The organism is Kineococcus sp. AC630, assembly GCF_979255925.1.
In genome coordinates, this window is sequence record NZ_CEEDMJ010000008.1 from 35,410 (window position 1) to 61,835 (window position 26,426).

General features: G+C 73.8%; 29 protein-coding genes and 1 pseudogene. 19 read left to right on the forward strand and 11 right to left on the reverse strand.

Features of this window, described 5'->3' with window-relative positions; translation table 11 throughout:
- Positions 1–13: 13 nt before the first annotated feature.
- Positions 14–913 (reverse strand): PHP domain-containing protein, encoded by a 900-nt coding sequence (locus tag AC0I8G_RS10125; RefSeq protein ID WP_471729798.1) that lies wholly within the window; start codon positions 911–913, stop codon positions 14–16.
- 176 nt (positions 914–1,089) lie between these two features.
- On the opposite strand from AC0I8G_RS10125, the gene AC0I8G_RS10130 reads away from it, so the two are divergent.
- The 8 genes and pseudogenes from AC0I8G_RS10130 (at position 1,090) to AC0I8G_RS10165 (ending at position 7,665) form a co-directional block, all read left to right on the forward strand.
- Positions 1,090–2,004: an ABC transporter ATP-binding protein gene (locus tag AC0I8G_RS10130; protein WP_471729799.1), complete on the forward strand. Its 915-nt coding sequence runs from the start codon at positions 1,090–1,092 to the stop codon at positions 2,002–2,004.
- Positions 2,004–2,807 (forward strand): ABC transporter permease, encoded by an 804-nt coding sequence (locus AC0I8G_RS10135; RefSeq protein ID WP_471729800.1) that lies wholly within the window; start codon positions 2,004–2,006, stop codon positions 2,805–2,807. The genes AC0I8G_RS10130 and AC0I8G_RS10135 overlap by 1 nt, the downstream gene beginning before the upstream one ends.
- Before the next feature lie 20 nt (positions 2,808–2,827).
- On the forward strand, positions 2,828–3,958 hold the full coding sequence (locus tag AC0I8G_RS10140) for a sensor histidine kinase (RefSeq protein ID WP_471729801.1): 1,131 nt from the start codon (positions 2,828–2,830) through the stop codon (positions 3,956–3,958).
- On the forward strand, positions 3,955–4,584 hold the full coding sequence (locus AC0I8G_RS10145) for a response regulator (RefSeq protein ID WP_471729802.1): 630 nt from the start codon (positions 3,955–3,957) through the stop codon (positions 4,582–4,584). Before AC0I8G_RS10140 ends, AC0I8G_RS10145 begins: the two co-directional genes overlap by 4 nt.
- Entirely contained in the window at positions 4,575–5,225 is a 651-nt protein-coding gene (locus AC0I8G_RS10150) for a hypothetical protein (RefSeq protein WP_471729803.1), read from the forward strand. The genes AC0I8G_RS10145 and AC0I8G_RS10150 overlap by 10 nt, the downstream gene beginning before the upstream one ends.
- Positions 5,226–5,258: 33 nt before the next feature.
- Positions 5,259–5,993 carry an SDR family NAD(P)-dependent oxidoreductase gene (locus AC0I8G_RS10155; protein WP_471729804.1) on the forward strand — a complete coding sequence of 245 codons (735 nt, stop codon included), beginning with the start codon at positions 5,259–5,261 and terminating at the stop codon, positions 5,991–5,993.
- Positions 5,994–6,035: 42 nt separating this feature from the next.
- Positions 6,036–6,329, forward strand: a pseudogene (locus AC0I8G_RS10160) (SDR family oxidoreductase); the annotation flags it as partial.
- Between the two features lie 28 nt (positions 6,330–6,357).
- Positions 6,358–7,665: an MFS transporter gene (locus tag AC0I8G_RS10165; protein WP_471729805.1), complete on the forward strand. Its 1,308-nt coding sequence runs from the start codon at positions 6,358–6,360 to the stop codon at positions 7,663–7,665.
- Here AC0I8G_RS10165 and AC0I8G_RS10170 read toward each other — a convergent pair.
- Positions 7,662–8,237 carry a hypothetical protein gene (locus tag AC0I8G_RS10170; protein WP_328293008.1) on the reverse strand — a complete coding sequence of 192 codons (576 nt, stop codon included), beginning with the start codon at positions 8,235–8,237 and terminating at the stop codon, positions 7,662–7,664. The two genes, AC0I8G_RS10165 and AC0I8G_RS10170, sit on opposite strands and share 4 nt — an antisense overlap.
- 22 nt (positions 8,238–8,259) lie before the next feature.
- Complete coding sequence (locus tag AC0I8G_RS10175) at positions 8,260–8,601, reverse strand: nuclear transport factor 2 family protein (RefSeq protein WP_380260641.1); 342 nt, start codon at positions 8,599–8,601, stop codon at positions 8,260–8,262.
- A gap of 52 nt (positions 8,602–8,653) precedes the next feature.
- Between AC0I8G_RS10175 and AC0I8G_RS10180 the strand changes: the two genes are divergently transcribed.
- Positions 8,654–9,826 (forward strand): winged helix DNA-binding domain-containing protein, encoded by a 1,173-nt coding sequence (locus AC0I8G_RS10180; RefSeq protein ID WP_471729806.1) that lies wholly within the window; start codon positions 8,654–8,656, stop codon positions 9,824–9,826.
- Position 9,827: 1 nt separating this feature from the next.
- Here the strand turns inward: AC0I8G_RS10180 and AC0I8G_RS10185 are convergent, their stop codons facing one another.
- Complete coding sequence (locus AC0I8G_RS10185) at positions 9,828–10,445, reverse strand: MBL fold metallo-hydrolase (protein WP_471729807.1); 618 nt, start codon at positions 10,443–10,445, stop codon at positions 9,828–9,830.
- 27 nt (positions 10,446–10,472) lie between these two features.
- A complete protein-coding gene (locus AC0I8G_RS10190) occupies positions 10,473–10,709 on the reverse strand; it encodes a hypothetical protein (RefSeq protein ID WP_471729808.1) in 237 nt (78 codons plus the stop codon).
- A gap of 185 nt (positions 10,710–10,894) precedes the next feature.
- Between AC0I8G_RS10190 and AC0I8G_RS10195 the strand changes: the two genes are divergently transcribed.
- The 3 genes from AC0I8G_RS10195 to AC0I8G_RS10205 are packed head-to-tail and all read left to right on the forward strand — an operon-like array spanning position 10,895 to position 14,510.
- The gene (locus AC0I8G_RS10195) at positions 10,895–11,065 is read left to right on the forward strand and encodes a hypothetical protein (RefSeq protein ID WP_328293003.1); all 171 of its coding nucleotides are present in this window, start codon (positions 10,895–10,897) and stop codon (positions 11,063–11,065) included.
- Positions 11,066–11,102: 37 nt separating this feature from the next.
- Positions 11,103–14,018, forward strand: coding sequence for a helix-turn-helix transcriptional regulator (locus AC0I8G_RS10200; protein ID WP_471729809.1), 2,916 nt, complete (start codon positions 11,103–11,105; stop codon positions 14,016–14,018).
- A 45-nt stretch (positions 14,019–14,063) separates the two neighbouring features.
- Entirely contained in the window at positions 14,064–14,510 is a 447-nt protein-coding gene (locus AC0I8G_RS10205) for a YbaK/EbsC family protein (RefSeq protein ID WP_471729810.1), read from the forward strand.
- Between the two features lie 77 nt (positions 14,511–14,587).
- Here AC0I8G_RS10205 and argG read toward each other — a convergent pair whose 3' ends face one another.
- Both argG and AC0I8G_RS10215 read right to left on the reverse strand, forming a co-directional pair.
- The gene (argG, locus tag AC0I8G_RS10210) at positions 14,588–16,000 is read right to left on the reverse strand and encodes an argininosuccinate synthase (RefSeq protein WP_380260647.1); all 1,413 of its coding nucleotides are present in this window, start codon (positions 15,998–16,000) and stop codon (positions 14,588–14,590) included.
- 64 nt (positions 16,001–16,064) lie between these two features.
- Positions 16,065–16,955 (reverse strand): aldo/keto reductase, encoded by an 891-nt coding sequence (locus AC0I8G_RS10215; RefSeq protein ID WP_471729811.1) that lies wholly within the window; start codon positions 16,953–16,955, stop codon positions 16,065–16,067.
- A gap of 90 nt (positions 16,956–17,045) precedes the next feature.
- Between AC0I8G_RS10215 and AC0I8G_RS10220 the strand changes: the two genes are divergently transcribed.
- Positions 17,046–17,612 carry a TetR/AcrR family transcriptional regulator gene (locus tag AC0I8G_RS10220; protein ID WP_471729812.1) on the forward strand — a complete coding sequence of 189 codons (567 nt, stop codon included), beginning with the start codon at positions 17,046–17,048 and terminating at the stop codon, positions 17,610–17,612.
- Here the strand turns inward: AC0I8G_RS10220 and AC0I8G_RS10225 are convergent, their stop codons facing one another.
- Positions 17,613–18,932 carry an FAD-binding oxidoreductase gene (locus tag AC0I8G_RS10225; protein WP_471729813.1) on the reverse strand — a complete coding sequence of 440 codons (1,320 nt, stop codon included), beginning with the start codon at positions 18,930–18,932 and terminating at the stop codon, positions 17,613–17,615.
- Complete coding sequence (locus tag AC0I8G_RS10230) at positions 18,929–19,198, reverse strand: helix-turn-helix domain-containing protein (RefSeq protein WP_471729814.1); 270 nt, start codon at positions 19,196–19,198, stop codon at positions 18,929–18,931. The genes AC0I8G_RS10225 and AC0I8G_RS10230 overlap by 4 nt, the downstream gene beginning before the upstream one ends.
- A 57-nt stretch (positions 19,199–19,255) precedes the next feature.
- Between AC0I8G_RS10230 and map the strand changes: the two genes are divergently transcribed.
- From map to AC0I8G_RS10245, 3 genes are all read left to right on the forward strand, one after another.
- On the forward strand, positions 19,256–20,023 hold the full coding sequence (gene map, locus AC0I8G_RS10235) for a type I methionyl aminopeptidase (protein ID WP_471729815.1): 768 nt from the start codon (positions 19,256–19,258) through the stop codon (positions 20,021–20,023).
- 102 nt (positions 20,024–20,125) lie between these two features.
- Positions 20,126–21,289 carry an enolase C-terminal domain-like protein gene (locus tag AC0I8G_RS10240; protein ID WP_471729816.1) on the forward strand — a complete coding sequence of 388 codons (1,164 nt, stop codon included), beginning with the start codon at positions 20,126–20,128 and terminating at the stop codon, positions 21,287–21,289.
- 88 nt (positions 21,290–21,377) lie between these two features.
- Positions 21,378–21,824 (forward strand): GNAT family N-acetyltransferase, encoded by a 447-nt coding sequence (locus AC0I8G_RS10245; RefSeq protein ID WP_471729817.1) that lies wholly within the window; start codon positions 21,378–21,380, stop codon positions 21,822–21,824.
- 24 nt (positions 21,825–21,848) lie between these two features.
- On the opposite strand, the gene AC0I8G_RS10250 is transcribed toward AC0I8G_RS10245, so the two are convergent.
- Entirely contained in the window at positions 21,849–22,352 is a 504-nt protein-coding gene (locus AC0I8G_RS10250; protein ID WP_471729818.1) for a P-loop nucleotide/nucleoside kinase family protein, read from the reverse strand.
- A gap of 101 nt (positions 22,353–22,453) precedes the next feature.
- Between AC0I8G_RS10250 and AC0I8G_RS10255 the strand changes: the two genes are divergently transcribed.
- On the forward strand, positions 22,454–23,344 hold the full coding sequence (locus AC0I8G_RS10255) for a helix-turn-helix transcriptional regulator (protein ID WP_471729819.1): 891 nt from the start codon (positions 22,454–22,456) through the stop codon (positions 23,342–23,344).
- Here AC0I8G_RS10255 and AC0I8G_RS10260 read toward each other — a convergent pair.
- Complete coding sequence (locus tag AC0I8G_RS10260; protein ID WP_471729820.1) at positions 23,284–24,195, reverse strand: MurR/RpiR family transcriptional regulator; 912 nt, start codon at positions 24,193–24,195, stop codon at positions 23,284–23,286. The two genes, AC0I8G_RS10255 and AC0I8G_RS10260, sit on opposite strands and share 61 nt — an antisense overlap.
- A 96-nt stretch (positions 24,196–24,291) precedes the next feature.
- Between AC0I8G_RS10260 and AC0I8G_RS10265 the strand changes: the two genes are divergently transcribed.
- Both AC0I8G_RS10265 and nagA read left to right on the forward strand, forming a co-directional pair.
- Complete coding sequence (locus AC0I8G_RS10265) at positions 24,292–25,332, forward strand: SIS domain-containing protein (protein ID WP_471729821.1); 1,041 nt, start codon at positions 24,292–24,294, stop codon at positions 25,330–25,332.
- Positions 25,329–26,426 carry an N-acetylglucosamine-6-phosphate deacetylase gene (gene nagA, locus AC0I8G_RS10270; RefSeq protein WP_471729822.1) on the forward strand — a complete coding sequence of 366 codons (1,098 nt, stop codon included), beginning with the start codon at positions 25,329–25,331 and terminating at the stop codon, positions 26,424–26,426. Before AC0I8G_RS10265 ends, nagA begins: the two co-directional genes overlap by 4 nt.

Here is a 26,426-nt window from a genome sequence, read left to right on the forward strand (position 1 = left end):
ACGGCCCCGTCGGTCAGCGCACGCGTCCCCAGAAGGCCGTCGGGTCGTCGGTGGCCCGGAACCCGCAGCCTGCGACGGCGGAGGAGACCTCCCGGAACCGGCGACCCACGTCCCCCGGGACGTGGGCGTCGCTGCCGAAGGAGACCGCCGCCCCGCCGGCCTCGTGCCACCAGCGGACCACCCGCAGGTCCAGAGGGATCGAGGTGTTGACCTCCAGCACGCGGCCCGACGCGGCGAGCACCTCCAGGACGTGACGGGTCTGCTCCTCCACCGCAGCCCACGGCGACGGTTCGAGGTCCGGGGAGGAGTGCCGCAGGGGGAAGTCGATGTGGCCCAGGACCTCGAACGGGCCGTCGCTCGCCGCCATCGCCTCCACCTCGCGCAGGTAGGCGGAGAGCAGGTCGACCGGTGAACGCTGGTCCTTCGCGTGGTCGACCAGGACGTGTTCTCCGGGTTCCCGCAGATCGTCGAGGGTGTGGACGGACCCGACGACCCGGTCGAAACCCCGGGAGAGGACGTCCCGGACGGCGTCGGTGTGCCAATGGACCTCCGACATCTCCACACCCGAGCGGATCACCAGGTCCGGGAAGCGGTCGCGACACCGCTCGATGGCCGCCTGGTAGGCGTCGACCTCCAGCGGTGCCCCCATGAAGTGGCCGTGCCCGTCGTAGTCGCCGCGAATCCCCTCGTCCCACGCCCAGCCTCCCGGTGGCGCGTTCCAGGCGGTGAAGTCGACGTGCTCGGTGAACGAGATCGCCGGCAGGCCCACCTCGACGGCGTGCCTGCAGCTGGCCTCCATGTTGCCGTGGGCCGAGTCCCATGAGAACTGCGAGTGGGTGTGGTCGTCGGCGGGCATCCGGACGGCCGAGTCGTGCTCGGGTCGTGAGGGCAGGGAGACCACAGCGCAGGTCATGGAGCGCAGTCCACCACCCCAGCTGTTGCGACGACAGCCCGGACCCGGCGCCGGTGCGGGTGTCGAACCAGGCGCCGCCGGCCGTGAGGTTCGTCATGGGTGAGGGGTGCGGGAGACGGCGGAACTCGTGACGGCGGACACGGGGACGACGCGCGGTCCGCCGCCACGCTGGAGACATGAGCGCAGTCGTCGTCAGGGACCTCGAACGGACCTACGCCAGCGGCACGAGAGCCGTCCGCGGCATCAGCTTCTCCGTCGAACGCGGTGAGGTCTTCGGCCTCCTCGGCACCAACGGAGCCGGCAAGACCTCCACCGTCGACGTCGTCACCGGGCTGGTGCGACCGTCGGGTGGCAGCGTCAGCGTGCTGGGGCACGACCCCGTCCGCGAGCGCCGCCAGGTCCGGCCGCGCACGGGTGTGGTCCTGCAGTCCGGCAGCCTGCCCGGGGACCTGACCGTCGCGGAGTCGCTGCAGATGTGGAGCGGCACCCTCACCCGGCGGCGGCCCACCGCGGAGGTCGTCGAGGTCGTGGGCCTGCAGCACAATCTCGACGCCCCGGTGAAGTCGTTGTCCGGGGGGGAGCGTCGCCGTCTCGACCTCGGGGTCGCGCTGCTCGGCCGGCCGGAGGTCCTCGTCCTCGACGAACCCACGACGGGGCTGGACGCGCAGTCGCGTCGCTCGGTCTGGGAACTGGTCCGCGACCTCGTCGCCGGGGGCACGGCCGTGATGCTCACGACCCACCACCTGGAGGAGGCCGAGGAACTCTCCGACCGCCTCGCGATCATGCACCGGGGACTGGTCGCCGCCGAGGGGACCGTCGCCGACGTCGTCGCCGGGCACCGCTCGGAGATCCGCTGGAACGCCGACGCGGGGCGTCCCGAGCTCGCGGACCTCAGCCCGGGCGACACCGTCCAGCACCACGGCCGCTACGTGGCCGTGCGGACGAACCACCTGCAGCGCAGCCTGTCCCGGGTCCTCGCCTGGGCCGACGACCACGCCCTCGCCCTGTCCGAGTTGAAGGCCACCCCGGCTTCGCTCGAGACCGCCTTCCTCGAACTCGCCGGCACCCACGTCACGGAAGAGGCCGCCTGATGACCACCCTCGAGACCGCACCCGCACCCGCGGTCCGGACCACGAACCGCGTCGCCGCCAGCGCCCGCCGCACCTGGTCCCTCACCCGCGCCGAACTGCTGCTGCTGCGCCGCAACCGGACCCTGATGTCCATCACCCTGATCATGCCGATCAGCGTCATCGGCCTCTTCAGCACCCTCGACGGTGTCGGGGACGGGGGGAACGCCACGGCGCTCGCGATCGCCAGCCTGGTCGGGATGCTGTTGTTGTTCGTCGTCTACTACAACGTCCTCTCGGCCTCCGTCGCCCGCCGCGAGGAAGGAGTCCTGCAGCGGTTGCGGACCGGGGAGGCGGCCGACGGCGAGATCCTCGTCGCGCTCGCCGCGCCGTCGGTGGCGATCACCCTCGTGCAGTCGCTGGTCCTCGCCGTGGCGGGGGCCGTCGTGCTCGGGCTGCCGGTCCCGCAGAACCCCGTCCTCACCCTGGCCGGGATCCTCGTCGGGTCGGCCGTCTTCACCGGGCTCGCGCTGGTGACGGCGGTGTTCTCACCGACCCTGGAGTCCGTGCAGATGACCAGCCTGCCCGTCATCGGGATCGCGGTGCTGGGGGCCGGTCTGGCGATGCCGCTGGACGCCCTGCCCGGGAGCATCAACCGGATCGCGCAGTTCACGCCGATGAGCCCGGTGCTGGACCTCGTCAACGCGGGCTGGACCGGTGACCCCGCGGGGATCGACCTCCTGCAGGCCGCGGGGGTGGCGCTGGCCTGGATCGTCCTGGCCGTCGTCGTCGTGCAGCGGCGGTTCCGCTGGTCGCCGCGGGTCTGAGGGTCTGGGAGAGTCGGCCCGTGAACCTGCTGGGACGCTGGCGCGCCGCGGACGACCCGCGGCGCGTCGAGCTGTACACCCACTGGTCGCTGGTCCCGGCGGTGTTCTGCGCGCCGTTGCTCGTGCTCGGCCTGGGAGTCGGGGCCGACGCCTCCGGGGCGTGGGTGGCGGCCGCCGCCTCGCTCGTGCAGGCGTTCGCCGTGGCGCTCGCCGTCAGCCGCGTCGTGCACCGCAGGGCCTGGGGGCTCTCGCTGGTCGTCGCGTGGGTCACGGCGTCGGCCCTCGCCTACGTGGTCGGGCTCCTCGCCCTGCGGGGGACCACCGCCACGGCAGGTGTCGCGACCGCCGCCGCGGTCCTCTCGGTGACCCCGCTGGGCCGGTTCCGGTTCCGCCGCTACGCCCCCGTCGTGGTCGTCGTCGTGGGGGCGGCCACCGCACCGCTCACCGCGCCCCCGGCGGTCGCCGTGATGTTCGTGGTCTACGGCTGGATCCTGGCGTCGATCCTGCAGCTCTCGATGTGGCTCCTGGACGTCGTGCGCCGCCTGGCCGACGCCGAACGCGTCGGGGTCCGGCTGGCGCTGGCCGAGGAGCGGTTGCGGTTCGCCCGCGACCTGCACGACGTCGTGGGACGCGACCTCTCCGCCATCGCCGTGACGAGCGACCTCGTCGCGGAACTGGCCCGCCGGGGTCGCCCCGAGGCCGTCGACCGTGCCGAGGAGGTCCGGACGATCGCGCAGAACTCGTTGCAGCAGATCCGCGACGTCGTCCGCGGGTACCGCGCGGTCGACCTCGCGACGGAGCTCGAGGGGTCGGTGGCGCTGCTGCGCTCCGCTGGCGTCGAGTGCACCGTGGAGCACACCGAGAGCGACCTGCCCGTCGAGGTCCGGTCCGCGGCGGCCTGGGTCATCCGCGAGGGGGTCACCAACGTCGTGCGGCACAGCGCCGCGACGTGGTGCCGCATCACCGTCTTCCGCTCCGCCGACGAGCTGGGGGTGCTGCTCGAGAACGACGGGGTGAGCTCGGCCGCCACCGGGAACGGTTCCGGCCTGGCGGGTCTGGCCGAACGGCTGCACCCCCTCGGCGGTCGCCTCGACGTCCGACGGGGCGACGGCACGTTCGTCCTCGACGCCCGACTGGAGGTCCCCGCGTGATCAGAGTCCTGCTCGCCGACGACGAGAACCTCGTCCGCAGTGCCGTCGCCGGTCTGCTCGACCTGCAGGACGACCTCGAGGTCGTCGGCCAGGCCGCGTCCTGCGCGGAGGCGCTGGCCGTGGCGTCCAGGACGAACCCCGACGTGGCGGTCCTCGACCTGCAGATGCCGGCGGGAGACGTCCGCGCGGGGGCGCCGTCGGACGGCATCGCCCTCGCCGAGCGGCTGCACGTCGAGGTTCCCGGCATCACGACCCTGCTCCTGACCAGCCACGGTCGTCCCGGTCACCTGAAACGGGCCCTGGAGGCGGGCGTGCGGGGTTTCCTGCCCAAGACGTCCTCGGGATCCGTTCTCGCCGAAGCGATCCGCACCGTGTCGTCCGGGGGTCGCTACGTCGACCCGTCGCTGGCGGCCGACGCGATCGCCGCCGGGGCCAGCCCGCTCACGGCCCGTGAGTCCGACGTGCTGGAACTCGCCGCCGACGGCGCCGGGGTCGAGGAGATCGCGGTGAAGGTGTCACTCTCGCCCGGGACGGTCCGCAACCACCTGTCCTCCGCCTCCGGCAAGCTCGGCGCCGCCAACCGCCACGAAGCCGTCGCCCTGGCCCGGAAGGCGGGATGGATCTGAACGGCCGGACTGCCGAGGAACAGGCTCTGGCCTGGGCCCTGGTGAACCCAGCGCCCGCCGTCGAGCTGCCGCTGCGTCCCGAGGCGCGGGCGGTGCTGGACCACCTGCGGTTCGCCGCGGGGATGCGGGGGTGGGGCGCGCGGCGCGGCCGTCCTCGCGACGAGCCACTGCTGGCCGGACGAATCCTGCTGTCCGACGAGGAGTTCACCGCGTGGGCCGGTGTCGAGACACCCGAGATCGTCACTCCCCGGGCGCACCGTCGCGTCTGCACCCGGCGTGGGGGCCACGACCGGGTCACGGTCTTCTGGCTCCCGGCTGACGCCGACGTGGGGGAGTTCACCCGGGAGGAGGCCGAGGCGTCCGCTGCCCCCACGCTCTCGGTCGACCGTCACGACGGGGCACCCGCCGCGCACCCCGAGTCGCCGGTGACGTCGTTCGCGGGCGCCCCCGGCGGGAGGACGTCGGTGACCGTGGGGCGCAGCGTCGTCACCGTCCAGCGGATCGGTCCCGACGCGACGCGGATCACCTGGGTCCGCGAGGACCTGCCCCGCCCGCTCGCGCACGTGCTGATCGTCCCCTTGCTGCCCACGCCGGCTGTCGAACTGGCGCTGCGCAGCCCCGGACTGCCCTTCGCCCGCTGAGCCGGGCCAGGTCGGACCAGGCAGGATGGCGGGATGAACCCCGTCCTGCTCCTCGGTGGCCGCAGCGAGATCGGACTCGAGGTGGCCGAACGACTCGTGCGGGCCGGGGCGCGGACGGTGGTCCTGGCGGCCCGCCGCTCCGGGGAACTGCAGGGGGAATCGGCCCGGCTCAGCGCCCTGGGCGCGAGCGTCGAGACGGTCGAGTTCGACGCCGACGACGTCAGTTCGCACGGACTGCTGCTGAGCGACGTCGTCGCCCGGCACGGCGCGGTCGACGCCGTCGTCGCGTTCGGGATCCTCGGTGACCAGGCGCGGGCGGAGACCGACGTCGCGCACGCCCTCGCCGTCGTGCACACCGACTTCGTCGCCCAGGTCAGCGTCCTGTCGCACCTGGCGAACCTGCTGCGGCCGTTGCGGTCCGGGCGGATCGTCGTGTTCTCCTCGATCGCCGGGGCGCGGGTGCGCCGGGCGAACTACGTCTACGGGTCCGCGAAGGCCGGACTCGACGGTTTCGCCTCCGGACTCGCCGACGCGTTGCACGGCAGCGGGGTCCGGCTGCTGCTGGCCCGGCCGGGTTTCGTGGTCGGGCGGATGACCACGGGCATGTCGCCCGCACCGCTGGCCAGCGATCCCGCGCAGGTCGCCGACGCCGTGGTGGCCGGTCTGGCCGCCGGGCGCGACGTCGTCTGGGTCCCCGGCACCCTGCGCGCCCTGGCCGCCGCGATGACGGTCACACCGCGCGCCGTGTGGCGCCGGGCGCCCCGGTAGTCCACCGGGCGGCCTCGCGCGGCCGTGACCGGCGTGACCGGCATGGACCGGCAGGTCGCCGCCGCCGTCCGGGTGGCGCGGACGTTCCTGGACGGCATGCGGCGCAGGGGATGGGGACGCATCGTCCTGCTGGTCTCCGAGGACGCCGTGGAACTCGGCACGAGCGTCGAGCAGGCGATCAGCGGTTTCCTCGACGAGGAACGGCCGTCCACGGAGCTGGAGCGGTGGGGCGAACCCGAGGAGGTCGCCGCGCTCATCGCGTTCCTGCTGTCCGAGCGCGCGAGTTTCGTCGACGGCAGCGACTACCGCGTGGACTCCGGGAGCGTCGCGACCGTCGAGGGCCCGGCACCTAGGCTTGGCGAACGTGAGCGCACCCACGACCGTCTCGCAACGCCTCGACACGTTGCCCTTCACCCGCCGCCACCGGCGCCTGCTCGTCGGCTCCGGGGTCGGCTGGGCGCTCGACGCCTTCGACGTCGGTCTCGTCGCCTACGTGCTCGTCGCGCTCAAAGCGCAGTGGGACCTGGACGCGTCGCAGTTGTCGTGGATCGCGTCGATCGGGTTCGCCGGGATGGCTCTCGGCGCCACGTTCGGCGGCCTGCTCGCCGACCGGATCGGGCGACGCCAGGTCTTCGCGTTGACGTTGCTCGTGTACGGGATCGCCACCGGCGCCGCGGCGTTGTCGTGGTCGCTGGGAGCCTTGCTGGTCTTCCGCTTCCTCGTCGGCCTCGGGCTGGGCGCGGAACTACCCGTGGCCTCGACCCTGGTCAGCGAGTTCGCACCGCGTCGGATCCGCGGTCGGGTCGTCGTGGCGCTGGAGGCGTTCTGGGCCCTGGGCTGGACCCTCGCCGCCCTGGTCGGGTACCTCCTGGTCCCGGCGTCGGAGGACGGGTGGCGCTGGGCACTCGCGCTGGGGGCACTACCGGCCGTCTACGCCGTCGTCGTGCGCCGCGGGCTGCCGGAGTCCGTGCGGTTCCTGCTCTCGAAGGGTCGCACCGCGGAGGCGACCGCGGTCGTCGAGGAGTTCGAGGCCGCCGCCGGGGTCCGGCCCGTCGGGGAGCTCGTGCCCGATCCGCGACCGGTCGGCGGGCACGGGATCTGGCACCCGACGTTGCGTCGCCGCACGCTGGGCCTGTGGCTGGTCTGGTTCTTCGTGAACTTCAGCTACTACGGCGCGTTCACCTGGATCCCCAGCCTGCTCGTCGAGGACGGGTTCACCGTGATCCGGTCGTTGCAGTTCACGCTGATCATCACGCTCGCCCAGCTGCCGGGGTACGCGGTCGCGGCCGTGCTGGTCGAGACGTGGGGGCGGCGGCGGACCCTGGCGCTGTTCCTCGTCGGCTCGGCCCTCTCCGCCCTGGGTTACGCCGCAGCCGGTTCCACGACGACGATCCTCGCGGCCGGGATGGCCCTGTCGTTCTTCAACCTGGGGGCGTGGGGTGCGCTGTACGCCGTGACGCCCGAGGTCTACCCGACGGCCGTGCGCGGCCGGGGCACCGGGTCGGCGGCGGGTTTCGGCCGGATCGCCTCGATCCTGGCCCCGCTGAGCGTCCCGGTGCTCCTGGGCACCGGGGGCAGCGCGGTCGTGTTCGTGGTGTTCGCGCTGGCCTTCGCGATCGCCGCGTCGGCGAGCTTCCTGCTCCCCGAGACCCGCGGGACGGCGCTGGACTAACGGCTCCGCGCCGCCTCGGCCTCGAGGGCGGCGAGGTCCACGAGCATGCTCGCGGCCCCGTGCAGCCCGGCGCTGAGCGCGTCCATCCCGGGGGAGAGGATCGTCAGGTCACCGCGCTCGGCGAGTTCGGCGAAGATCCCGTCGTTGCTCACCACGAGGAACTCCACCGGGTCCGCCACCTTCGCGGCCGCGGCCAGCAGCGCGTAGTCGGCCACGTCGGCGCCCTGCGGGACGGCCTTGGCCCGGTCGGCGAACTCCTCGAGCCACGGCCTGGAGCGGGCCACCGCCCCGACCTGCCCGGCGAGCGCCACGTGGTCGGCCTGGCGGGCGAGCTCGACGACGACGGCGAGCCGGGCGCGCAACCGGCTGGGGGAGGCCCGCAGGTTGTCGAGGTCGACGAGCAGGACCCGCTGGGCACCCTGCTGGGCCCACACGGGGTAGTCCCGCACGAGCAGGCGCAGCGCGTCGCTGGCCGGGTCCGGGCCGACGCGGACGACCTCGGGGGCGGGGACGTCCTCGAGCCTGAACCACTCGTAGTCGGCCCACTCGTCCGGCGCTCCACCCAGTCCCATGGCTCAAGACTCCCACCGATGATCAGCAGAGCGTGCCCTGGTGGTACCGCAACTTCCAGCCGTCCGGGGTCCGGCGCCACAGCGAGGACCGGCGGGCGCGGCGGCCGGTGGGGTCGGAGACGTAGGTGAGGAGCACGACGCCCGGGGCCAGGACCTCCCCGGTGAGCTCGGCGTGCGGGGTCGGCTCGGTCCGGTCCTCGCCTGCCAGCAGCTCGATCGTCTCGGCGCGCGACCAGACCCGACCGGAGGCGCCGATCTCGCGGAAGTCCGCGTCGAGCAGCTGCCCCAGCCGCTCCGGGGAGCGTCGGGCGGCGGGGGAGAGCAGTTCGACCTCGAGGTCCCGGACCACGTCCACGTCGTTCACGACGTGATCCTGGCAGCAGCGGTCCCGCGCCGCGGTGGAGGAGGATGGCGCTGTGCGCCACGTGACCGACGCCGAACGCCGTGCCCGGATCGCGTGGCGGCACGCCCTGGCGCCGGCGGCGAGGCTCGACAGCCCGGAGGCCGTCACGCGGGCGATGACGGTCCTGCACTCCACGGAACCGGCGACGGTGCACCTCTCCTGCTGGGCGCGGGGACGGGACCTGCGGGTCGCCGACGTCGAACGGGCGCTCCACGTCGACCGCACCCTGGTGAAGCAGCTCGCGATGCGGCGCACGCTGTTCGTGTTCCCGCGGGAACTGCTGCCCCACGTCTGGCCGAGCGCGTCGGCGCGGGTCGCGGGCACCGAACGCGCGACGATCGCGAAGGACGTGGTGAAGGCGGACCTCGCGCAGGACGGTCAGGAGTGGCTGGACCGCGCCCGCCGGGAGGTCCTCGCCGTCCTCGCCGACGCGCCGGAAGGCCTGACGGCGCAACAGGTCCGGCTCGCGGTGCCGATGATCGACGTCAAGGTCTCGGTCTCACCGGGGTCGTCGTGGTCGGCCTCGCGGATCCTCACCCACCTCGGGCTGACGGGACACGTGGTGCGGGGCGTCAACACCGGGCACTGGCGGACGTCGCGGCCCCGGTGGACGCTGACCCCCGACTGGCTGGGTGAGGTTCCCGCACCCACCTCGGCGCAGGAGGGCTACCGGGAACTCGTCCGGCGCTGGCTGGGGAGGTTCGGGCCGGGGACCGAGGACGACGTCGTCTGGTGGCTGGGCGCGACCAAGACGATCGTGCGTGCGGCGCTGCGCGAACTCGACGCCGTCGAGGTGTCGCTGGACGGCGGGTCGCTCGGGTACCTCCTGCCCGACGACGTCGAGGAGACGCCCGACCCGGGCGCCTGGGCGTCGCTGCTGCCGGTGCTGGACCCGACGGTGATGGGCTGGAAGGCGCGGGAGTTCTACCTCGGCCCGCACCGCGAGCAGCTCTTCGACCGCAACGGCAACGCCGGCACGACCGCCTGGGTCGACGGGCGCGTCGTGGGCTGCTGGGTGCAGGACGAGGCCGGTGTGGTGCACCTGCGGCTGTTGGAGCAGGTCGGTGCCCGCGCCCGGAAGGCGCTGCGGGCCGAGGCCGCGCGTCTGACGTCCTGGCTCGGCGGGGTGCGCGTCGGGACGGTCTACCCGTCCGCGGCGATGCGGGGACCGGTCGTCCCGCCGTGACCTACCAGCCGCGTTCGCGCCACTGCGCCAGGTGCGGGCGTTCGGTGCCGATCGTCGTGGGGGCCCCGTGGCCGGGGTGCACGACGGTGTCGTCGTCGAGGACGTCGAACAACCTCGTGCTGACGTCGTCGAGGAGCCGGGCGAAGTCGGCGGCGTCGCCGCGGGTGTTGCCGACGCCACCGGGGAACAGCGAGTCGCCCGTGAAGACCTGGTCGGGCCCGTCGGCGTCGCGCAGGACGAGGGCCACGGACCCGGGGGTGTGCCCGCGCAGGTGCACGACCTCGAGGACCACGTCACCGACGCGGACGACGTCGCCGTGCGTGAGGCGCTGCTGCACGGGGAGGGGCAGGTGGTCGGCGTCGTCCTCGCCCGCGGCGGTGGTGGCGCCCGTGGCCTCGACGAGCGCGGCGAGGGCCCCGACGTGGTCGTGGTGGCGGTGGGTGGTGACGATCAGGTCCAGCGGGCCGCCGACGAACTCCAGCAGCTTCGCGGGCTCGGCGGCCGCGTCGATCAGCAGGCGGCGGCCGGTGCTGCGGCAGGTCACGAGGTAGGCGACGTTGTCCATGTCCCCGACGTGGACGGAGTCGACCTCGGCGGAGCTGGTGGTGGTGGCGCTCATGTCCAGACCGTAGCGACCGCGGGCGGGTCAGCGCGGGCGGGCCACCGGGTGGAGGACCGGTGTCGCGGCGTTCTCGCGCAGGTCGATGACGCGGTCCTGCGCGGTCCGGCGCTGGGCCAGGCCGATGGCGAAGGCCATGGTCAGCAGGCCGTAGAAGACGGCCCGGGCGACCTCGCCGTCGGCGGCGAACCCGCCGGTCAGGGCGAGGCACCCCAGCGCACCGATGAGGTGCACGAGGTCCATGAAGGACTTCCAGACGGCCACCTCACGATGGTGGCTCGGCGTCGGGGCCGATGCACGCTCGAGCGTCGAAGTCGACCGGGCCGGTCCACGCCTCAGGACACTGCGTTCCACCTCATGAACTGTAAGTAACTAAGGCGCGGAGTGCGCGCCGAGGCGACGTGAACGCCGGACGACCAGCCCCGGGCCTCAGCAGGAACGTCGTCCGCATGAACCTCACCGCCCTGGAGTGGGAACTGCACGGAGGACTCGACCAGCGCCGGAAGGAGGCCGAAGCCCTCGCCGCCCGCGAACACCTCGTGCGGGTGCTGCGCACCGCCCGTCGCGCCGCCGGCCCGCCGCAGCGACGTCACTGGTGGACGCGACGGCTCCGGCGCTGACCGGCCCCGCGTCCCCCTCGGTGCCACGATGTCCGGCGTGCCCGCGCTGCCGCCCGACCCGACCCGCCTCGTCGGGCGGGCACGGGAACTCGACGTGCTCGAGGGAGCCCTCGGTGCGGCCCGCGCGGGAACCTCCGGGGCCGTCCTGGTCGAGGCCGACGCCGGGGTCGGCAAGTCCCGGCTCGTCGCCGAACTCGCCCACCGCGCGCGCGGGAACGGGGACACCGTCCTCCTCGGGCACTGCGCCTCCGCCGGTGGCGAGGCCCTGCCGTACCTGCCCTTCGTCGAAGCCCTGGAACCGTTGCGCGGCGACGACCCCGACCGGTGGTTCGGTGGCCGACCGGGCCCGACCGGTTCCGACCTGTCCCCGCTGCAGCTCTTCGACGCGGTCACCGCCACCCTGGCCGCCGCCGCCCGGGACCGGCCGGTCCTGCTCGTCCTCGAGGACCTGCACTGGGCCGACAGCGCCAGCCGCGACCTGCTGACCTACCTGCTCCGCCGGGTGCGGGAGGAACGACTCCTCGTCGTCGCCACCGTCCGCACCGACGACCTGCACCGGCGTCACCCGCTGCGGCCCGTCCTCGCCGAACTCGGCCGGCTGGCCTCCGTGCGGCGCCTGGCCCTCGAACCCTTCACGGGTGCGGAGATGCGTCAGTTCCTGCGCGACCTCCTCGGGCGCGACGTCGACCCCACGACGGCGAGCCGCATCCACCAGCGCGCCGAGGGGAACGCCTACTACGCGGCGGAACTCCTGCTCGCCGCGCCCGTGCGCGGTGGTCGCCTGCCGACCGCCCTCGCCGACGTCGTCCTCGCCCGGGTCGAGACGCTGCCACCCGAGGTGGCCGACCTCGTCCGGGCCGCCTCCGTCGGCGGCCGCCGCGTCCGGCACGACCTGCTGCGGGCCGCGACGGGAACCTCCGACGACGACCTCGACGCACGGGTCCGGACGGCCGTCGCCCTCCGGATCCTCGACGTCGACGGCCAGGACGGCTACGCCTTCCGGCACGCCCTGCTGCAGGAAGCCGTCTACGAGGACCTGCTGCCCGGTGAACGGGTCCGGCTGCACGCCGCCTACGCCCGCGCCATCACCGGCTCCACCGCCGCGGGGCAGCCCTCCGCCTCCGCCGCGACACACTCCTTCGCCTCCGCTGCCGAACTCGCCCACCACGCCCGCCGCAGCAACGACCTCGCCGGGGCGCTCGTCGCGGGCATCGCCGCCGCCGACGAGGCCGAACGCCTGCGCGCCCCGGCCGAGGCCTGGCGACACCTCGAGGAGGTCCTCCCGCTCTTCGACGCCGTACCCGACGCCGCCCGACGGTCCGGGACGACCCTCCTCGAACTCACCACGCGTGCCTCCGACCTCGCGATGGTCTCCGGGGATCCCGGACGGTCCGCCCTGCTCGCCCGCGCCGCGGTCGACCTCCTGCCCGACGACGCCGCGCCCGCGCTGGCCGCCGAGGTCCACCGGCAGTGCGCCACCGCGCTCTGGGGGTGCGGGCAGCAGGAACGGGCCATCACCCAGGCCCGCGAGGCGCAACGCCGGGGCGGCGACGATCCCGCTGCGGCGCAGGCGGTCTGCTGGGCCACCGCCGTGATCGCCCGGTGCTACCTGAACCTCGACCGGTTCACCGAGTGCCGGCGGGAAGCCGAACGCGCGCTCGCCCTGGTCGCCACGTCGGGCGACCTCGCGGGGGCCGAGGCCGACGTCCTCATCACCCTCGGCGGTCTCGACAACCTCGACGGCGCGCTCGCCGACGCCGACGCGCTCTTCGCCCGCGCCGCCCGCACGGCCGAGGAGGCCGGCCACCTCGGCACCGCCCTGCGGGCCCGGTACAACCTGGCCGTCGAACGCTACGACCGGGGAGACCTCGCGGGTGCGGCGGAGGTCCTCGACGACTCCTGCGCCTGGGCCGCCTCGGTCGGGCTGTCCTGGGCGCCCTACGGCCTGCAACTGCTCTGGCTGCAGGTCACGACGAGCTTCGTCACCGGGGAGTTCGACCGCGCGCTGCGTCAGGCCCGGGCGATCGGATCGCAGGCCCCCCACCTGGCCGCCGCGGCCGTCGGCGTCGTCCAGGCGCAGGTCCTCGCCGCGCGCGGGGCCTTCGACGAGGTCACCGCCCTGCTCGACCCCGCCTGGTCCGACGACCCCGAGGAAGGCCTCTCCGTCACCGTCGTGCAGGCCGAGGTGCTGAGCTGGCGCGGGGACCCGGCCGGTGCCGCCCGGCTGCTCACCGAGGCCCTCTTCAGCTTCGAGGGCATCGAGAACCCCGCCCACCTGCGCGGTCTGCGCCTGGGAGCCCAGGCCGTCGCGGCGCTCGCGGACGCCCGTTCCACCGACGACGCTCTCGTGCAGCGCATCCACGACCGCGTGCTGCACCTCGTCGAGGTGGGACAACCGCGCGCGGGGACGATGGGCCCGGAAGGTCGCGCCTGGCTCGCGACGGTTCACGCCGAGGTGGCCCGGTTCCGCGGGAGCGACCCGGCGGAGCAGGTGCGGGCCTGGCGCCTCGCGGTCGAGGAGTTCTCCTACGGCGACGTCTACGACCTGGCCCGGGCGCGGTGGCGCCTGGCCGAGGCGTGCAGCGCGGCCGGTCTGCGCGAGGAGGGGTTGCTCGCCCTCGACGAGGCGCGTCGGGCGGCGGCGGCGATGCGCGCCGTCCCGTTGTCGGCGGCGCTGGAGGACCTGGCCCGCCGGATGCGCGCCACGGCGGCTCCCGGGCGCGGCCCGCTGACCGCGCGGGAGTTGCAGGTCCTCGACCTGCTCGCCGCCGGGCGCACCAACCGGCAGGTGGGGGAGGAGTTGTTCATGGCCGAGAAGACCGCCAGCGTGCACGTCTCCCGCATCTTCGCCAAACTCGGGGCGTCCTCCCGTGCCGAAGCGGTGTCGATCGGGCTGCGCAGCGGCTTGCTCTCCCCGGCGGTCCGGGGCGAGGATCGCCAGGACACCTCGTAGCTCCACCCGATCCCGGGAGTTCGCGTGCACCGCAACGCCGAAGTCGTGTCGCAAGCCCTGCACGAGGCCGGAGCGGGTGGTGAGGTCGTGGAACTGACGACGTCGGCCCGCACGGCCGCCGACGCCGCCGGTGCCCTGGGGTGTTCGGTGGGGGCGATCGCCAACAGCCTGGTGTTCCTCGCCGACGGTGAGCCGGTCCTCGTCCTCACCAGCGGTGGGCACCGCGTGGACCCGGAGCACACCGCGGCCGCCCTCGGGGTGGAGAAGCTGACCCGCCCGAACGCGGCGACGGTCCGGGCCGCGACGGGGCAGCCCATCGGCGGGGTCGCACCGCTCGGGCACCCGGCCCACCTGCGGACGGTGATCGACGTCGACCTGCTGCGCTACGACGTCGTCTGGGCCGCTGCGGGAACCCCGCACACGGTCTTCCCGACGACGTACTCCGAGCTCCTGCGCATCTGCGACGCCGAACCGGTGACCGTCGCGCCGTGACGGCCTGACCCCCGGTGCCGGTCAGTCGGTGCCGGTCGGTCGGTGACGGTCGGTCGGTGACGGTCGGTCGGTGCCGGTCAGTCGGTGCCGGCCTCCATGGCCGCCCGGTCGAGGAGCTCGTCGCCGCTGCCCGTGCCGCGGGACGCGATCGCCTCCGCGCCACCGGCCTCCAGGGCCCCGATGAGGCTGACCTGGGAACTGCCGACCATGCCCATGCCCGCGTACTGCTCGAGCTTGGCGCGGGAGTCGGCGATGTCGAGGTTGCGCATGGTCAGCTGCCCGATGCGGTCGACGGGACCGAAGGCGGAGTCCTCGGTGCGTTCCATCGACAGCTTGTCCGGGTGGTAGCTGAAGGCCGGACCCTGGGTGTCGAGGATCGAGTAGTCCTCGCCGCGGCGCAGCCGCAGGCTGACGGAACCGGTGACGGCGTTGCCGACCCAGCGCTGCAGCGACTCCCTCAGCATGAGCGCCTGCGGGTCCAGCCAGCGGCCCTCGTACATGAGGCGACCGAGGCGACGACCCTCGTTGTGGTAGCTCGCGACGGTGTCCTCGTTGTGGACGGCGTTGACGAGGCGTTCGTAGGCCGCGTGCAGCAGGGCCATGCCCGGCGCCTCGTAGATCCCGCGGGACTTGGCCTCGATGATCCGGTTCTCGATCTGGTCGGACATGCCGAGCCCGTGCCGACCGCCGATGGCGTTCGCGGCCAGGACGAGGTCCACGGCGTTCTCGAACGTCTCACCGTTGATCGAGACGGGACGGCCCTGTTCGAAGCCGATCGTCACGTCCTCGGTCGCGATCTCGACGGCGGGGTCCCAGAACCGGACGCCCATGATGGGTTCGACCAGTTCGACGCCGACGTCGAGGTGCTCGAGGCGCTTGGCCTCGTGGGTGGCGCCCCAGATGTTCGCGTCGGTGGAGTACGCCTTCTCGGTGCTCGCGCGGTAGGGGAGGTCGCGGGCCTGCAGCCACTCCGACATCTCCTTGCGCCCACCGAGCTCGGTGACGAAGTCGGCGTCCAGCCACGGCTTGTAGATCCGCAGCGAGGGGTTGGCGAGCAGGCCGTAGCGGTAGAACCGCTCGATGTCGTTGCCCTTGTAGGTGGAGCCGTCGCCCCAGATCTGGACGTCGTCCGCGAGCATCGCGCGCACCAGCAGCGTGCCGGTGACGGCCCGGCCCAGCGGGGTGGTGTTGAAGTAGCTGCGGCCGCCGGAACGGATGTGGAAGGCACCGGTGGTCAGGGCGGCGAGGCCCTCCTCGACCAGCGCGGCCCGGCAGTCGACGAGGCGCGCGAGCTCGGCGCCGTAGGCCGAGGCCCGTCCCGGCACGGAGTCGATGTCGGGTTCGTCGTACTGCCCGATGTCGGCGGTGTAGGTGCAGGGCACCGCGCCCTTCTCGCGCATCCACGCGACGGCCACCGACGTGTCGAGACCGCCCGAGAAGGCGATGCCGACGCGTTCGCCGGCGGGCAGGGACGTGAGCACCTTGGACATGCGGAACATTATGCACCGGAGTGCATGTTCATGCAAACATCACCCGGCCGGAGGGCGGGGCGTCTCACTGGGTGGTGATGTTCCCGGAGCGGGACGGGACCGCGTCGAGCGCGGCCAGGGTCGCGGCGTCCAGCGTGATCCCGCCGACGGCGAGGTTCGCCTCGAGGTGGGCGAGGTCCGCCGTGCCCGGGATGAGGTGGGTGGTGGCGGCGTGGGCCAGCAGCCATGCGAGACCGACCTGCGCGGGGGTGACCCCGAGGGCCTGCGCCGCAGCCCGAACCGCGGGTTCGTCGGTCACCTTCGGCAGGCCCGGGAACGCCCCGCCGAGCGGGAAGTACGGCACCCAGGCGATGTCCTCCGTCGTGCAGAGGTCGAGGAGGTCCTCGCTGTCGCGGCTCACCAGGCTGTAGGAGTTCTGCACGCAGGCGATCCCGACGGGCAGTGCCCGTCGCAGGTCGGACAGGGTGACGTTGCTCAGGCCGATCGCCCCGACCTTCCCGGCGTCCCGCAGTTCCGTCAGGACGGCGAGCTGGTCGTCGAGGTCGACGACCTGGTCACCTTCCGCGATCAGACCCGGTCCGACCTCGGCCCGGCGCAGGTTCACCAGGGGCAGCCGGTCGAGGCGGAGGCTCGTCAGGTTCGCCTCGACGCTCGCCCGGAGCTGCTCGGGACGCTGGGCCAGTCGCAACGGGACCGGGCCGGTGGGGTTCGGTTCGCCGCCGACCTTGGTCGCGACCAGGACGTCGTCGTCGCGGCGCAGTGCGTCGCGCAGCACGCCGTTGACGAAACCGTCGCCGTAGAACTGCGCCGTGTCGACGTGGTCGACGCCGCGGTCGAAGGCGTGGCGCAGCAGGGTGATCGCGGCTTCGCGGTCGGTGTGGAGCCGTTCCAGCTGCATGGCGCCGTAGCCGATGCGGTGGACGGTGCGGCCCGCGAGCGTGGCGGTGCTGGTCATCGTGGGATCCCTCTCGACGTGGGATGATGGGTTGAAGCGGAGGAGCCTCCGTATCGACGACGTTAGCACTGAAACGGAGGAACCTCCGCTTTGTCTGTCGCTCCCCGTCGTCCACGCGCCGACGTAGCCCGCAACCGCGAGCTGCTGCTGAGCGCCGCCCGGGCGGCCTTCGCCGGTGGCGAGGCCGTCGCGCTCGAGACCATCGCCCGTGACGCCGGGGTCGGGATCGGGACGCTCTACCGGCACTTCCCGACCCGGGACGCGCTGGTGGAAGCCGTCTACGGCGCAGAGCTCGACGGCGTCGTCGAGGCCGCGTCCGGGGTGCTGGCCGAGCTTCCGCCGGACCTCGCCCTGCGGGCCTGGCTGGCCCGCTACGCCGAGTTCGTCGCCACCAAGCGCGCGATGATGGACACGTTGCGGGCCGGCTGGGCCTCGGGTCGGATCACCACTCCGGCGACGCGGGAACGCATCACCGCGGTCCTGGCGACGTTCCTCGCGGAGGGGGCGAGGACCGGGACGTTGCGCGCCGACGTCGAACCCGACGACGTGGCCGCGATGCTGCTCGGGGTGTTCCTCTCCACCGCCGGCGGGCCGCCAGGACAACCCGTCCGCCTGCTCGACCTGCTCGTCGACGCCCTCCGCGCTGCCCCGCGGTGATCAGACGGCCTTGCCGGGGTTGAGGATCCCCAGCGGGTCGAACACCGCCTTGATGCTGCGCTGCAACGAGAGCGAGTCGTCGCCGAGTTCCCGCCGCAACCAGGTGCGTTTCAGCAACCCGACGCCGTGCTCACCCGTGAGGGTCCCGCCGAGGGCCAGGGCGAGGTCGAACACCGCGCAGGCCGCGTCCCAGGGCGGGCCCTCCGTGACCGTCCCGCCGCGTTCCACGACGATGATCGGGTGCAGGTTCCCGTCGCCGGCGTGGGCGATCGTCGCGATCCGCACCCCGGTGCGGGCGGAGATCTCCTGGATGCCCGCGACGGCCGCGGCCAGCTGCGACCGCGGCACGGCGACGTCCTCGATGAACACGTCGCCCGTGCGTTCCAGGGCCGGCAGTCCCGCCCGGCGGGCGGCCAGCAGTTCCTCGGCCTCGACGGGGTCGCTCGTCGAACGCCACGACGACGCGAACGGCGCCACGACCGCGGCGACGGCGTCGATCTCGGCCTGAGCGCTGAGGCCGTCGCACTGCACGACGAGGACGGCGGCACCCAGGGCGCGCAACGAGGAACCCCGGGCCGCGTCGACGGCCTCGAGGGTGACGCTGTCCACGAGTTCCAGGACGGAGGGTTGCAGGCGGGCCGTCGTGATCGCCGAGGCGGCGGCCGCCGCGGCCACGAGGTCGTCGAAGTGCGCCGCCAGCGTGGCGATCGCGGCCGGTCGCGGCCGCAACCGCAGGGTCGCGCCCACGACGACGGCGAGGGTCCCCTCCGAACCCACGACGAGGCTGGTGAGGTCGTAGCCGGCGACGCCCTTGACGGTCTGGCGCCCCGTCGAGACCTTCCGGCCGTCGGCGAGCACCAGGTCCAGACCGAGGACGGCGTCGCGGGTCACGCCGTACTTCGCGCAGCGCAGACCGCCCGCGTTGGTGGCGATGTTCCCGCCGATCGAGGAGATCGCGGAACTGGCCGGGTCAGGCGCGTAGAACAGCCCGTGCTCGCCGGCCGCGGCGTCCAGGTCGGCGGTGAGGACGCCGGGTTCGACGACGGCGACCTGGTCGTCGGGGCGGATCCCGACGATGCGGTCCATCCCCGACAGGTCCAGGACGATCTCGCCCGCCTGGGCGCTCGACCCGGCGGCGAGGCCCGTCCCGGCGCCCCGGGTGACGACCGGGGTGCGGTGCTCGGTGGCCCAGCGGAGGGTCTCGACGACGTCGTCGACGGTGGCCGCGCGCACGACCCCGTCGGGCAACGTCGCCGGCAGGTGGCCGGAGCGGTCGGTCGCGACGGCGCGCCGGGACCCCTCGTCGGTGAACAGCTTCACGCGACCCCCTCCGTCCGGGATGCCGGTGCGGCGCAGTGGGTCACGAGGTCCGCTAGAGGCAGGTCCAGGGCGTTCGCGAGGGCCACGACGGTGAAGAACGCGGGGGTCGGGATGCGGCCGGACTCGATCTTGCGCAGCGTCTCGGCCGGGACGCCGGAGGCGGCGGAGATCTGCGGGACGGTGCGCTCGCCGCGCGCGGAGCGGAGCAGTTCGCCCAGGAGACGACCTCGGGCGCGGACTTCCTCGGGCAGCGGCGGACGGACCATGGAGTGATACTAATACCGGGATAGGAATACCAAGTCCGTGACGAGCAGGAGGTCGACGTGGTCGAGCTGAAGACACCCCGCGAGATCGAGGGGATGCGGGCCGCCGGTCGGGTCGTCGGCGCGGCCCTGGCCGCGGTGAGGGAGCACGCGGCCGTCGGGATGCGCCTCGACGAACTCGACGCCGTCGCCCGTGAGGTGATCTTCGGGGCCGGGGCGACCTCCCCGTTCCTCGGCTACCAGCCCGGATTCGCCGACTCGCCCTTCCCCGGGGTCATCTGCGCCTCGGTGAACGACGCCGTGCTGCACGGGATCCCCGGCCGCTACGTCCTGCGCGACGGTGACCTGCTGAGCGTCGACTGCGGTGCGGTCCTCGGCGGCTGGGCCGGTGACTCCGCCACGACCTTCAGCGTCGGCACTCCCCGCCCCGGTGACGCGGAACTCGTCGCGGCGACCAGGGAGGCGCTCGCGGCCGGGATCGCCGCCGCCGTCGTCGGGAACCGGATCGGTGACGTCTCCGCCGCGATCGGTGCCGTCGGCCGGGCGCACGGGTGCGGGGTCAACACCACCTTCGGTGGTCACGGCGTCGGGCACACGATGCACGAGGACCCCTCGGTCCCCAACGACGGCCGCGCCGGTCGCGGGCTCGTCCTCAAGCCCGGGCTGGTCGTCGCCATCGAACCCTGGTTCATGGCCGGTGGGAGCCCCGAGTTCACGACCGACGACGACGGGTGGACGATGCGCAGCGTCGACGGGAGTTCCGGGGCGCACGAGGAGCACACCGTGGCGATCACCTCCGACGGACCGGTCGTCCTCACCCTGCCCTGAGCGGGTCCCGGTCGACGGGGAGTTGCGCGGAGGGGGTTTCGTTGACACCCCTCCGCGCGCTGCCTAGGGTCGGTCGCACACGCTGCGAGGAGGCAGGCACCCGTGCCCACGAGCATCACCGACGTCTCGGTCCGGGTCTTCGAGACCGAGACCCGGCTGCACGTCGACAGCGACGGTCACGCCCACCCGGGCCCCGGGCACACCACGACGGCCGCGCTGCTGACGGTCCGGGACAGCGACGGGGTCGAAGGCCGTTGTCTCGCAGCTCCTTCCTTTGCCGTCGAACGTTCCCTGGTCGAGCAGCACGTCCGGCCCGTCCTGCTCGGGGCCGATCCGTACCAGCGGGACCGGCTCTGGTACGAGCTGGCGAAACGTCGACGCGGCACCCACGGCGCACTGCTGGACCGGACGCTCAGCACCGTCGACCAGGCGTTGTGGGACCTGCTCGGACGGCGGACCGGGATGCCGGTGTGGCGGTTGCTCGGCGGGGTCCGCGACCGGGTTCCCGCCTACGGCAGCACGATGTGCGGCGACGACGTCCCCGGCGGGCTGAGTTCCCCGCAGGAGTACGGGGAGTTCGCGGTGCAGCTCCTGGACCAGGGGTACCCGGCGATCAAACTCCACACCTGGATGCCGCCCGTCCCCGGGGCCCCCGACGTCCGGCGGGACATCGCCGCCTGCACGGCCGTCCGCGAGGCGGTCGGGCCGGACGTCCCCCTGATGCTCGACGCGAACCACTGGTACTCCCGGGTGGAGGCGCTCACCCTGGGCCGGGCGATCCAGGAGCTGGGTTTCGCCTGGTACGAGGAACCCATGGAGGAGTCCTCGATGCAGTCCTACCGCTGGCTCGCCGACCAGTTGGAGATCCCGGTCGTCGGGCCCGAGACGGCGTTCGGGACGTTCCACGTCCGTGCGGAGTGGGCGGTCGCCGGAGCGTGCGACATCCTCCGGGTGGGGGCCTCCAACGGGGCCGGCATCGGTGCGGCGATGAAGGCCGTGCACGTCGCCGAGGCGTTCGGGATGGACTGCGAGATCCACGGGCCGGGATCGGCGAACCTGGCCCTGCTCGGCGCGATGGGAAACGGTCGCTGGTACGAGCGCGGGTTGCTGCACCCGCACCTGGACTACGACTGGGTCCCACCGCACCTGAACTCGATCGTGGACCCGATGGACGCCGACGGGTCCGTGGCCATGCCCGAAACCCCTGGCCTCGGCGACGACCTGGACCTGGAGCACGTGGAACGGCACGCCGTTGCGACCTGGTGAGGAACGGGGGACCGGCCGGGCACCGAGCCCCGCGGACCCGTCCCCGCACCGGCCGTACCCGGAGTCGCTGCTCGTGGGTGACGAGGGGTTGCGACTCAGCACGTCCGAGGACGCCGAACTCATCACCGGGTGGTTGGCCGACCCCCGTGTCCACCGCTGGTGGGGCGGCGAACCGGTGCCGCTCGCGGAGGTCCAGCGCAAGTACACCGGAGCGCGCGCCCCCGACGTCGTCGTCCACCTCGTGCTCCGGGACGGCGAGCCGGTCGGGTTGCTGCAGGCCTGGCGCGACCCCGACGGCAGCACCGGCCTCGACATGTTCCTGGCCGCGCACGCGCAGGGTCGGAGGACGGGCCCCCGGGTCGCCCGGGCCCTGGCCGAGGAGCTGACCCGTTCCGGCTGGGGAACCCTCACCGTCGACCCCGGGGTGGACAACGCCCGGGCGATCGCCGCCTGGCAGCGGGCGGGTTTCGTGCCCACGGGGGAGCGCGGTGAGGACGAGGGACGCGAGACCCTCCTGATGGTCTTCCGCCCCTGAGGACGGGAGACGTTCCTCCACCCGTCACGGTCGGGCCGGCCCCTCGAGCACGCGTTCGACGGCCGCGGCGACCGCCTCCGTCGCGGTGTCGACGACCAGCCGGTCCCCGTCCCACGGCTCGAACTCCACGGCTTGCACGTCCTCCCAGGTGGGCAGCGGCAACCCCTCGACGTCACCGACGCGCTCGCGCACCCGCCGCTCGTGCAGCGCGACGTCGGAACACACGACCTCGACCTCGCGGAACCCCACGTCGGCCTCCCGCGCGACCCGTCGCCACATCTCCCGCGTGACCGTCAGCGGGTTCACGCTGTCGGCGACCACGGTGTGTCCCTGGCGCAGCAGGTCGCCCGCCAACGCGCGCAGGACGTAGTACCCGGCGGGGCTCACGGGGTGGGTCTCGCGGCCGGAGTCGACCAGGGCCTGCTCCACGGTGTCCATCCGCAGGTGCACCACACCCGCGCGGGCGGTCAGTGCCCGGGCCACGGTCGTCTTCCCGCTGCCGGGCAGTCCGGACAGGACGATCAGCATCGTTTCCTCCTCAGGGTCCCGGGACCCAGTCCACCTCTCCCCGGGACGGAGCAACAGGTTCCCGGTGCTCACGGGCATGTTCCGGCGTCTACGGTGCAGGGGTGCTCGGCGATCTGCTCGGCGGGAGGGCCCGCACGCACGTCTCGCTCTCCTACCTGGCGGAACCGTGGGGGATGCGGTTCGTCGGCGACGCGGGACTGACCGTCCACGTGCTCGTCCGCGGTGCGGCCGGGTGCGCCGGGGAGGTCGTCGAACCGGGTGACGTGCTGCTCGTCCGCGGCCCGCACGAACTCCGGGACGCCCGGGGAACCCCGCCCGGGGTCGTCGTCGAGGGTCCGGGGCGGAGTCGGGAACCCGCTGAACCCACGGTCGCGGCGGGCGACCGGTGGCGCCTGCACCAGGCCCGCAGCTACGGGAGCGCGCTGGGGGCGGAGACCCTCGTCGTCCACGCCACCCACCCGGCGGGTGACGTCCTCGATCGGCGTGTCCTCGCCGCCCTCCCCGCGGTCGTGCGGGCTCCCGCACCACCGGCGTTGCGGGAACTCCTGACCACGGAGTCGGTGCGGGAAGGGGCGTGGCAGCACGCCGTCCTCGACCGTCTCGTGGACCTCCTCGTCATCACGGTGCTCCGGTCGCGCGACGACACCGGGTGGCTGGCGGCGGTGGCCGATCCCGTGGTGGGTCCGGTGCTGGAACTCCTGCACGGCGATCCCGCCCGGCCGTGGACGGTCGGGGAGCTCGCGGGCCGGGTGGGCGTCTCCCGGGCGTCCCTCGCGCGGCGTTTCCACGGCCTCACCGGAGAGCCGGTGATCGCCTACCTCCGGGCCCACCGCCTCGACCTCGCCGCGGAACTGCTGCGGACCAGCGACCGGACGATCGCCGCCATCGCCCGCGAGGTCGGCTACGCCGACGCGTTCAGCCTCAGCGCCGCCTACCGGCGACGGACCGGTCGCCCGCCCTCGACCGACCGCGGTCCTTCGACGGCGCGGTAGGTCCGTTGCAGCGCAGCGGTGGCGGAACTCCCGCGTCGCTGCACGACCGCCACGTACAGGCAGTCGAGGACGAGCAGGGAACTCGCGCGGCTCGCCATCGCCCCCGCGCGGTAGGCCGTCTCCCGCCCGGTCGCGACCAGCGTGTGGTCCGCGCACCCGGCCAACGGCGAACCCGCCGAACTCGTCACCGCGACGACGGTGGCTCCCCGGTCCCGGGCCTGCCGGGCGGCGGTCACGACGTCGACCGTCCGCCCCGAGTGGCTGACGACGAGGGCCGTGTCGCCGGGTTCCAGCAGGGCGGAACTGACGAGGGCGCCGTGCCCCTCGGTGCGCAGCCGGGTGAGCAGACCGACCCGGGCGGCCTTGTGGTCGAAGTCCGCGGCCAGCAGGCCCGAGGCGCCGATGCCGTAGCAGTCGACGACCCGCGCGGTGTGGACCGCGTCGGCGGCCGCGGCGAGGGCGACGACGTCCAGCGTGCGGGCGGTCGCCGTGATCGCCTCGGTCTCGACGGCGGCCAGCGTCGCGACGACGGTGGCGAGGTCAGCGGAGTCCTCGATCGAACCGGTCAGCAGTGCGGCGGGTTCGTGGGCGGCGCCGGACGCGGCGAGGGCGAGGCGCAGCTGCGGGTAGCCGGCGAAACCCAGGGACCGCGCGGTACGCACCACGGTCGCCTCGCTCGTGGTGGCCCGCCGGGCGAGTTCGGTGACGGTCAGCTGGGCGGCGCCCGCGGGGTCGTCGAGCACTTCCCGCAGGACGCGCGCCGCGGACGCCGTCGCCGAGGGCAGCGCGGAGAGCAGACGAGCGTGCAGCGTCGCCGGGTCGTGCGCGGGGTCGTGCGCGGGGTCGGTCACGAAGCTCCGTCCAGAGGGGTCTGGCGATGACTTTCACCAACGGCTACGGTTGTGTCAACTTCCTTCATCGTCAGCACCACGGAACTGGAGCAGCGCGTGAGCACCCCCCGGGGACACCTCGTCCGATCCGAGATCGCCGAACAGCCGGCCGTCGCCGACCGGATCCTCTCCAGCGCGACGGGGGAGGTCGCGCGCATCGCGGGCCTCATCCGCGAGGCGGCTCCCCGCGCCGTGCTGCTGACCGCGCGCGGCACCAGCGACCACGCCGCCCTCTACGCGAAGTACCTCGTCGAGGTCGGGCTCGGGCTGCCCTGCGGGCTGACCTCCACCTCGACGCTCACCGTCTACGGCGCGACCCCCGACCTGCGCGGGGTGCTGTGGATCAGCGTCAGCCAGTCCGGCGGGTCACCGGACCTCGTCGAGTCGACCGCCGCGGCCCGCCGGGCCGGGGCGATCACCCTCGCCGTCACCAACAACCCGTCCTCCCCGCTGGCCGCGGCCGCCGAGCACCACCTCGACGTCCACGCCGGACCGGAACTCGCCGTCGCCGCCACCAAGAGCTACACCGCCCAGCTCCTCACGCTGTGGCTGCTGATCACGACCTGGCGCGGGGGCGACCTCACGCCCGCGAAGGCGCTGCCGCAGTTCCTGGAACGGGCCGTCTCCAGCCCGGACGTGCCCGAGGTCGCCGCGCGCTACCGCTTCGTCGACCGGCTCGTGGTCACCGCCCGCGGGTACTCCTACCCGACGGCGCGCGAGGCCGCGCTGAAGCTCATGGAGACCAGCTACCTCTCCGCCCAGGCGTTCTCCGCCGCCGACCTCATGCACGGCCCGCTGGCGATGGTCGACGCGGACCGGCCCGTCATCGCGATCGTGGCCGAAGGTCCCGGCGGGGACGCCATGGCGCCGGTCCTCGACGCCCTGAAGGACCGGGGCGCCGACGTCTGCGCGGTCGCCCCTGCCGGCCGTGCCCCGGACGCGACCGTCCGGCTCGACCTGCCGACCGGGATGCCCGAGGACCTCGCTCCCGTGGTGCAGATCGTTCCGCTGCAACGCCTCGCGCTCGAGATGGCGGTCGCGCGCGGTCTCGACCCGGACGCGCCGCGCGGGCTGCGCAAGGTGACGGAGACCCGGTGAGCACCGTCCTCGCGCGGGGGACGGTCCACACCGGGGGACGGGTCGTCCCCGACGGGTGGGTGCTGCTGCGGGCGGGGGAGGTCGTGGCGGTCGGGACGGGTCCCGCGCCCGCGGCGGACGAGGTCGTCACCGGCGCGCACGTCGTCCCCGGTTTCGTCGACGTCCACTGCCACGGCGGGGGCGGGGCGAGCTTCGGGGGTTCGCTCGAGGACGCCCGCACCGTCGCCGCCGTGCACCGCGCGCACGGCACCACGACGCTGGTCGCCAGCCTCGTGACCCGCCCGGTCGACGACCTGGCCGCCACCCTCGACGCCTACGCGGACCTCGTCACCGACGGGGTGCTGGCCGGGGTCCACCTCGAGGGGCCGTGGCTCAGCCCGCTGCACCAGGGGGCGCACGACCCGTCGCTGCTGCGGGAGCCCGATCCGGTCGACCTGGACCGCCTGCTCGGCACGGGGCTGGTCCGCGTCGTCACCCTCGCCCCCGAACTGCCGGGTGGACTGGCTGCCGTGGAACGGATCGTCGCGGCCGGAGCGGTCGCGGCCATCGGCCACACCGACGCCGACGCCGCCACGGCGCGACGGGCCGTCGACGCCGGGGTCAGCCTCGCCACGCACCTCTTCAACGCGATGCCGCCCCTGCACCACCGGGCCCCCGGAGCGGTCGGGGCGCTGCTGGACGACGACCGCGTCACCGTCGAACTCATCGCCGACGGGGTGCACCTCGACCCGCTCGTGGTGTCGCTCGCCGCGCACCGGGCCGGCCGGGGTCGTGTCGCCCTGGTCACCGACGCCATGGCCGCGACGGGTTCCGCGGACGGTCGCTACCTGCTGGGGGACCTGGAGGTCGACGTCGTCGACGGGGTCGCCCGCCTCGTCGAGGGCGGCTCGATCGCCGGCAGCACCCTGACCCTCGACCGCGCGCTCCGCTTCGCCGTGCTCACCGCGGGGATCGACCTGGACGACGCCCTCGCCGCCCTCACCTCCACCCCCGCCCTGGTGCTGGGCCGCACCGACGTCGGGCACCTGGAGCCCGGCGCGCGGGGTGGCGCCGTCGTCCTCGACGCCGACCTGACCCTCCAGCGCGTCCTCTGA

Coding starts and splice junctions, on each gene's coding strand:
- AC0I8G_RS10155 (WP_471729804.1), top strand. CDS start 5,259: ATGAACCCCGTCCTGCTCCTCGGTGGCCGCAGCGAGATCGGACTCGAG.
- AC0I8G_RS10250 (WP_471729818.1), bottom strand. CDS start 22,352: ATGCTGATCGTCCTGTCCGGACTGCCCGGCAGCGGGAAGACGACCGTG.
- AC0I8G_RS10150 (WP_471729803.1), top strand. CDS start 4,575: ATGGATCTGAACGGCCGGACTGCCGAGGAACAGGCTCTGGCCTGGGCC.
- argG (WP_380260647.1), bottom strand. CDS start 16,000: ATGTCCAAGGTGCTCACGTCCCTGCCCGCCGGCGAACGCGTCGGCATC.
- AC0I8G_RS10135 (WP_471729800.1), top strand. CDS start 2,004: ATGACCACCCTCGAGACCGCACCCGCACCCGCGGTCCGGACCACGAAC.
- AC0I8G_RS10170 (WP_328293008.1), bottom strand. CDS start 8,237: ATGGGACTGGGTGGAGCGCCGGACGAGTGGGCCGACTACGAGTGGTTC.
- AC0I8G_RS10215 (WP_471729811.1), bottom strand. CDS start 16,955: ATGACCAGCACCGCCACGCTCGCGGGCCGCACCGTCCACCGCATCGGC.
- AC0I8G_RS10185 (WP_471729807.1), bottom strand. CDS start 10,445: ATGAGCGCCACCACCACCAGCTCCGCCGAGGTCGACTCCGTCCACGTC.
- AC0I8G_RS10230 (WP_471729814.1), bottom strand. CDS start 19,198: ATGGTCCGTCCGCCGCTGCCCGAGGAAGTCCGCGCCCGAGGTCGTCTC.
- AC0I8G_RS10130 (WP_471729799.1), top strand. CDS start 1,090: ATGAGCGCAGTCGTCGTCAGGGACCTCGAACGGACCTACGCCAGCGGC.
- AC0I8G_RS10125 (WP_471729798.1), bottom strand. CDS start 913: ATGACCTGCGCTGTGGTCTCCCTGCCCTCACGACCCGAGCACGACTCG.
- AC0I8G_RS10195 (WP_328293003.1), top strand. CDS start 10,895: ATGAACCTCACCGCCCTGGAGTGGGAACTGCACGGAGGACTCGACCAG.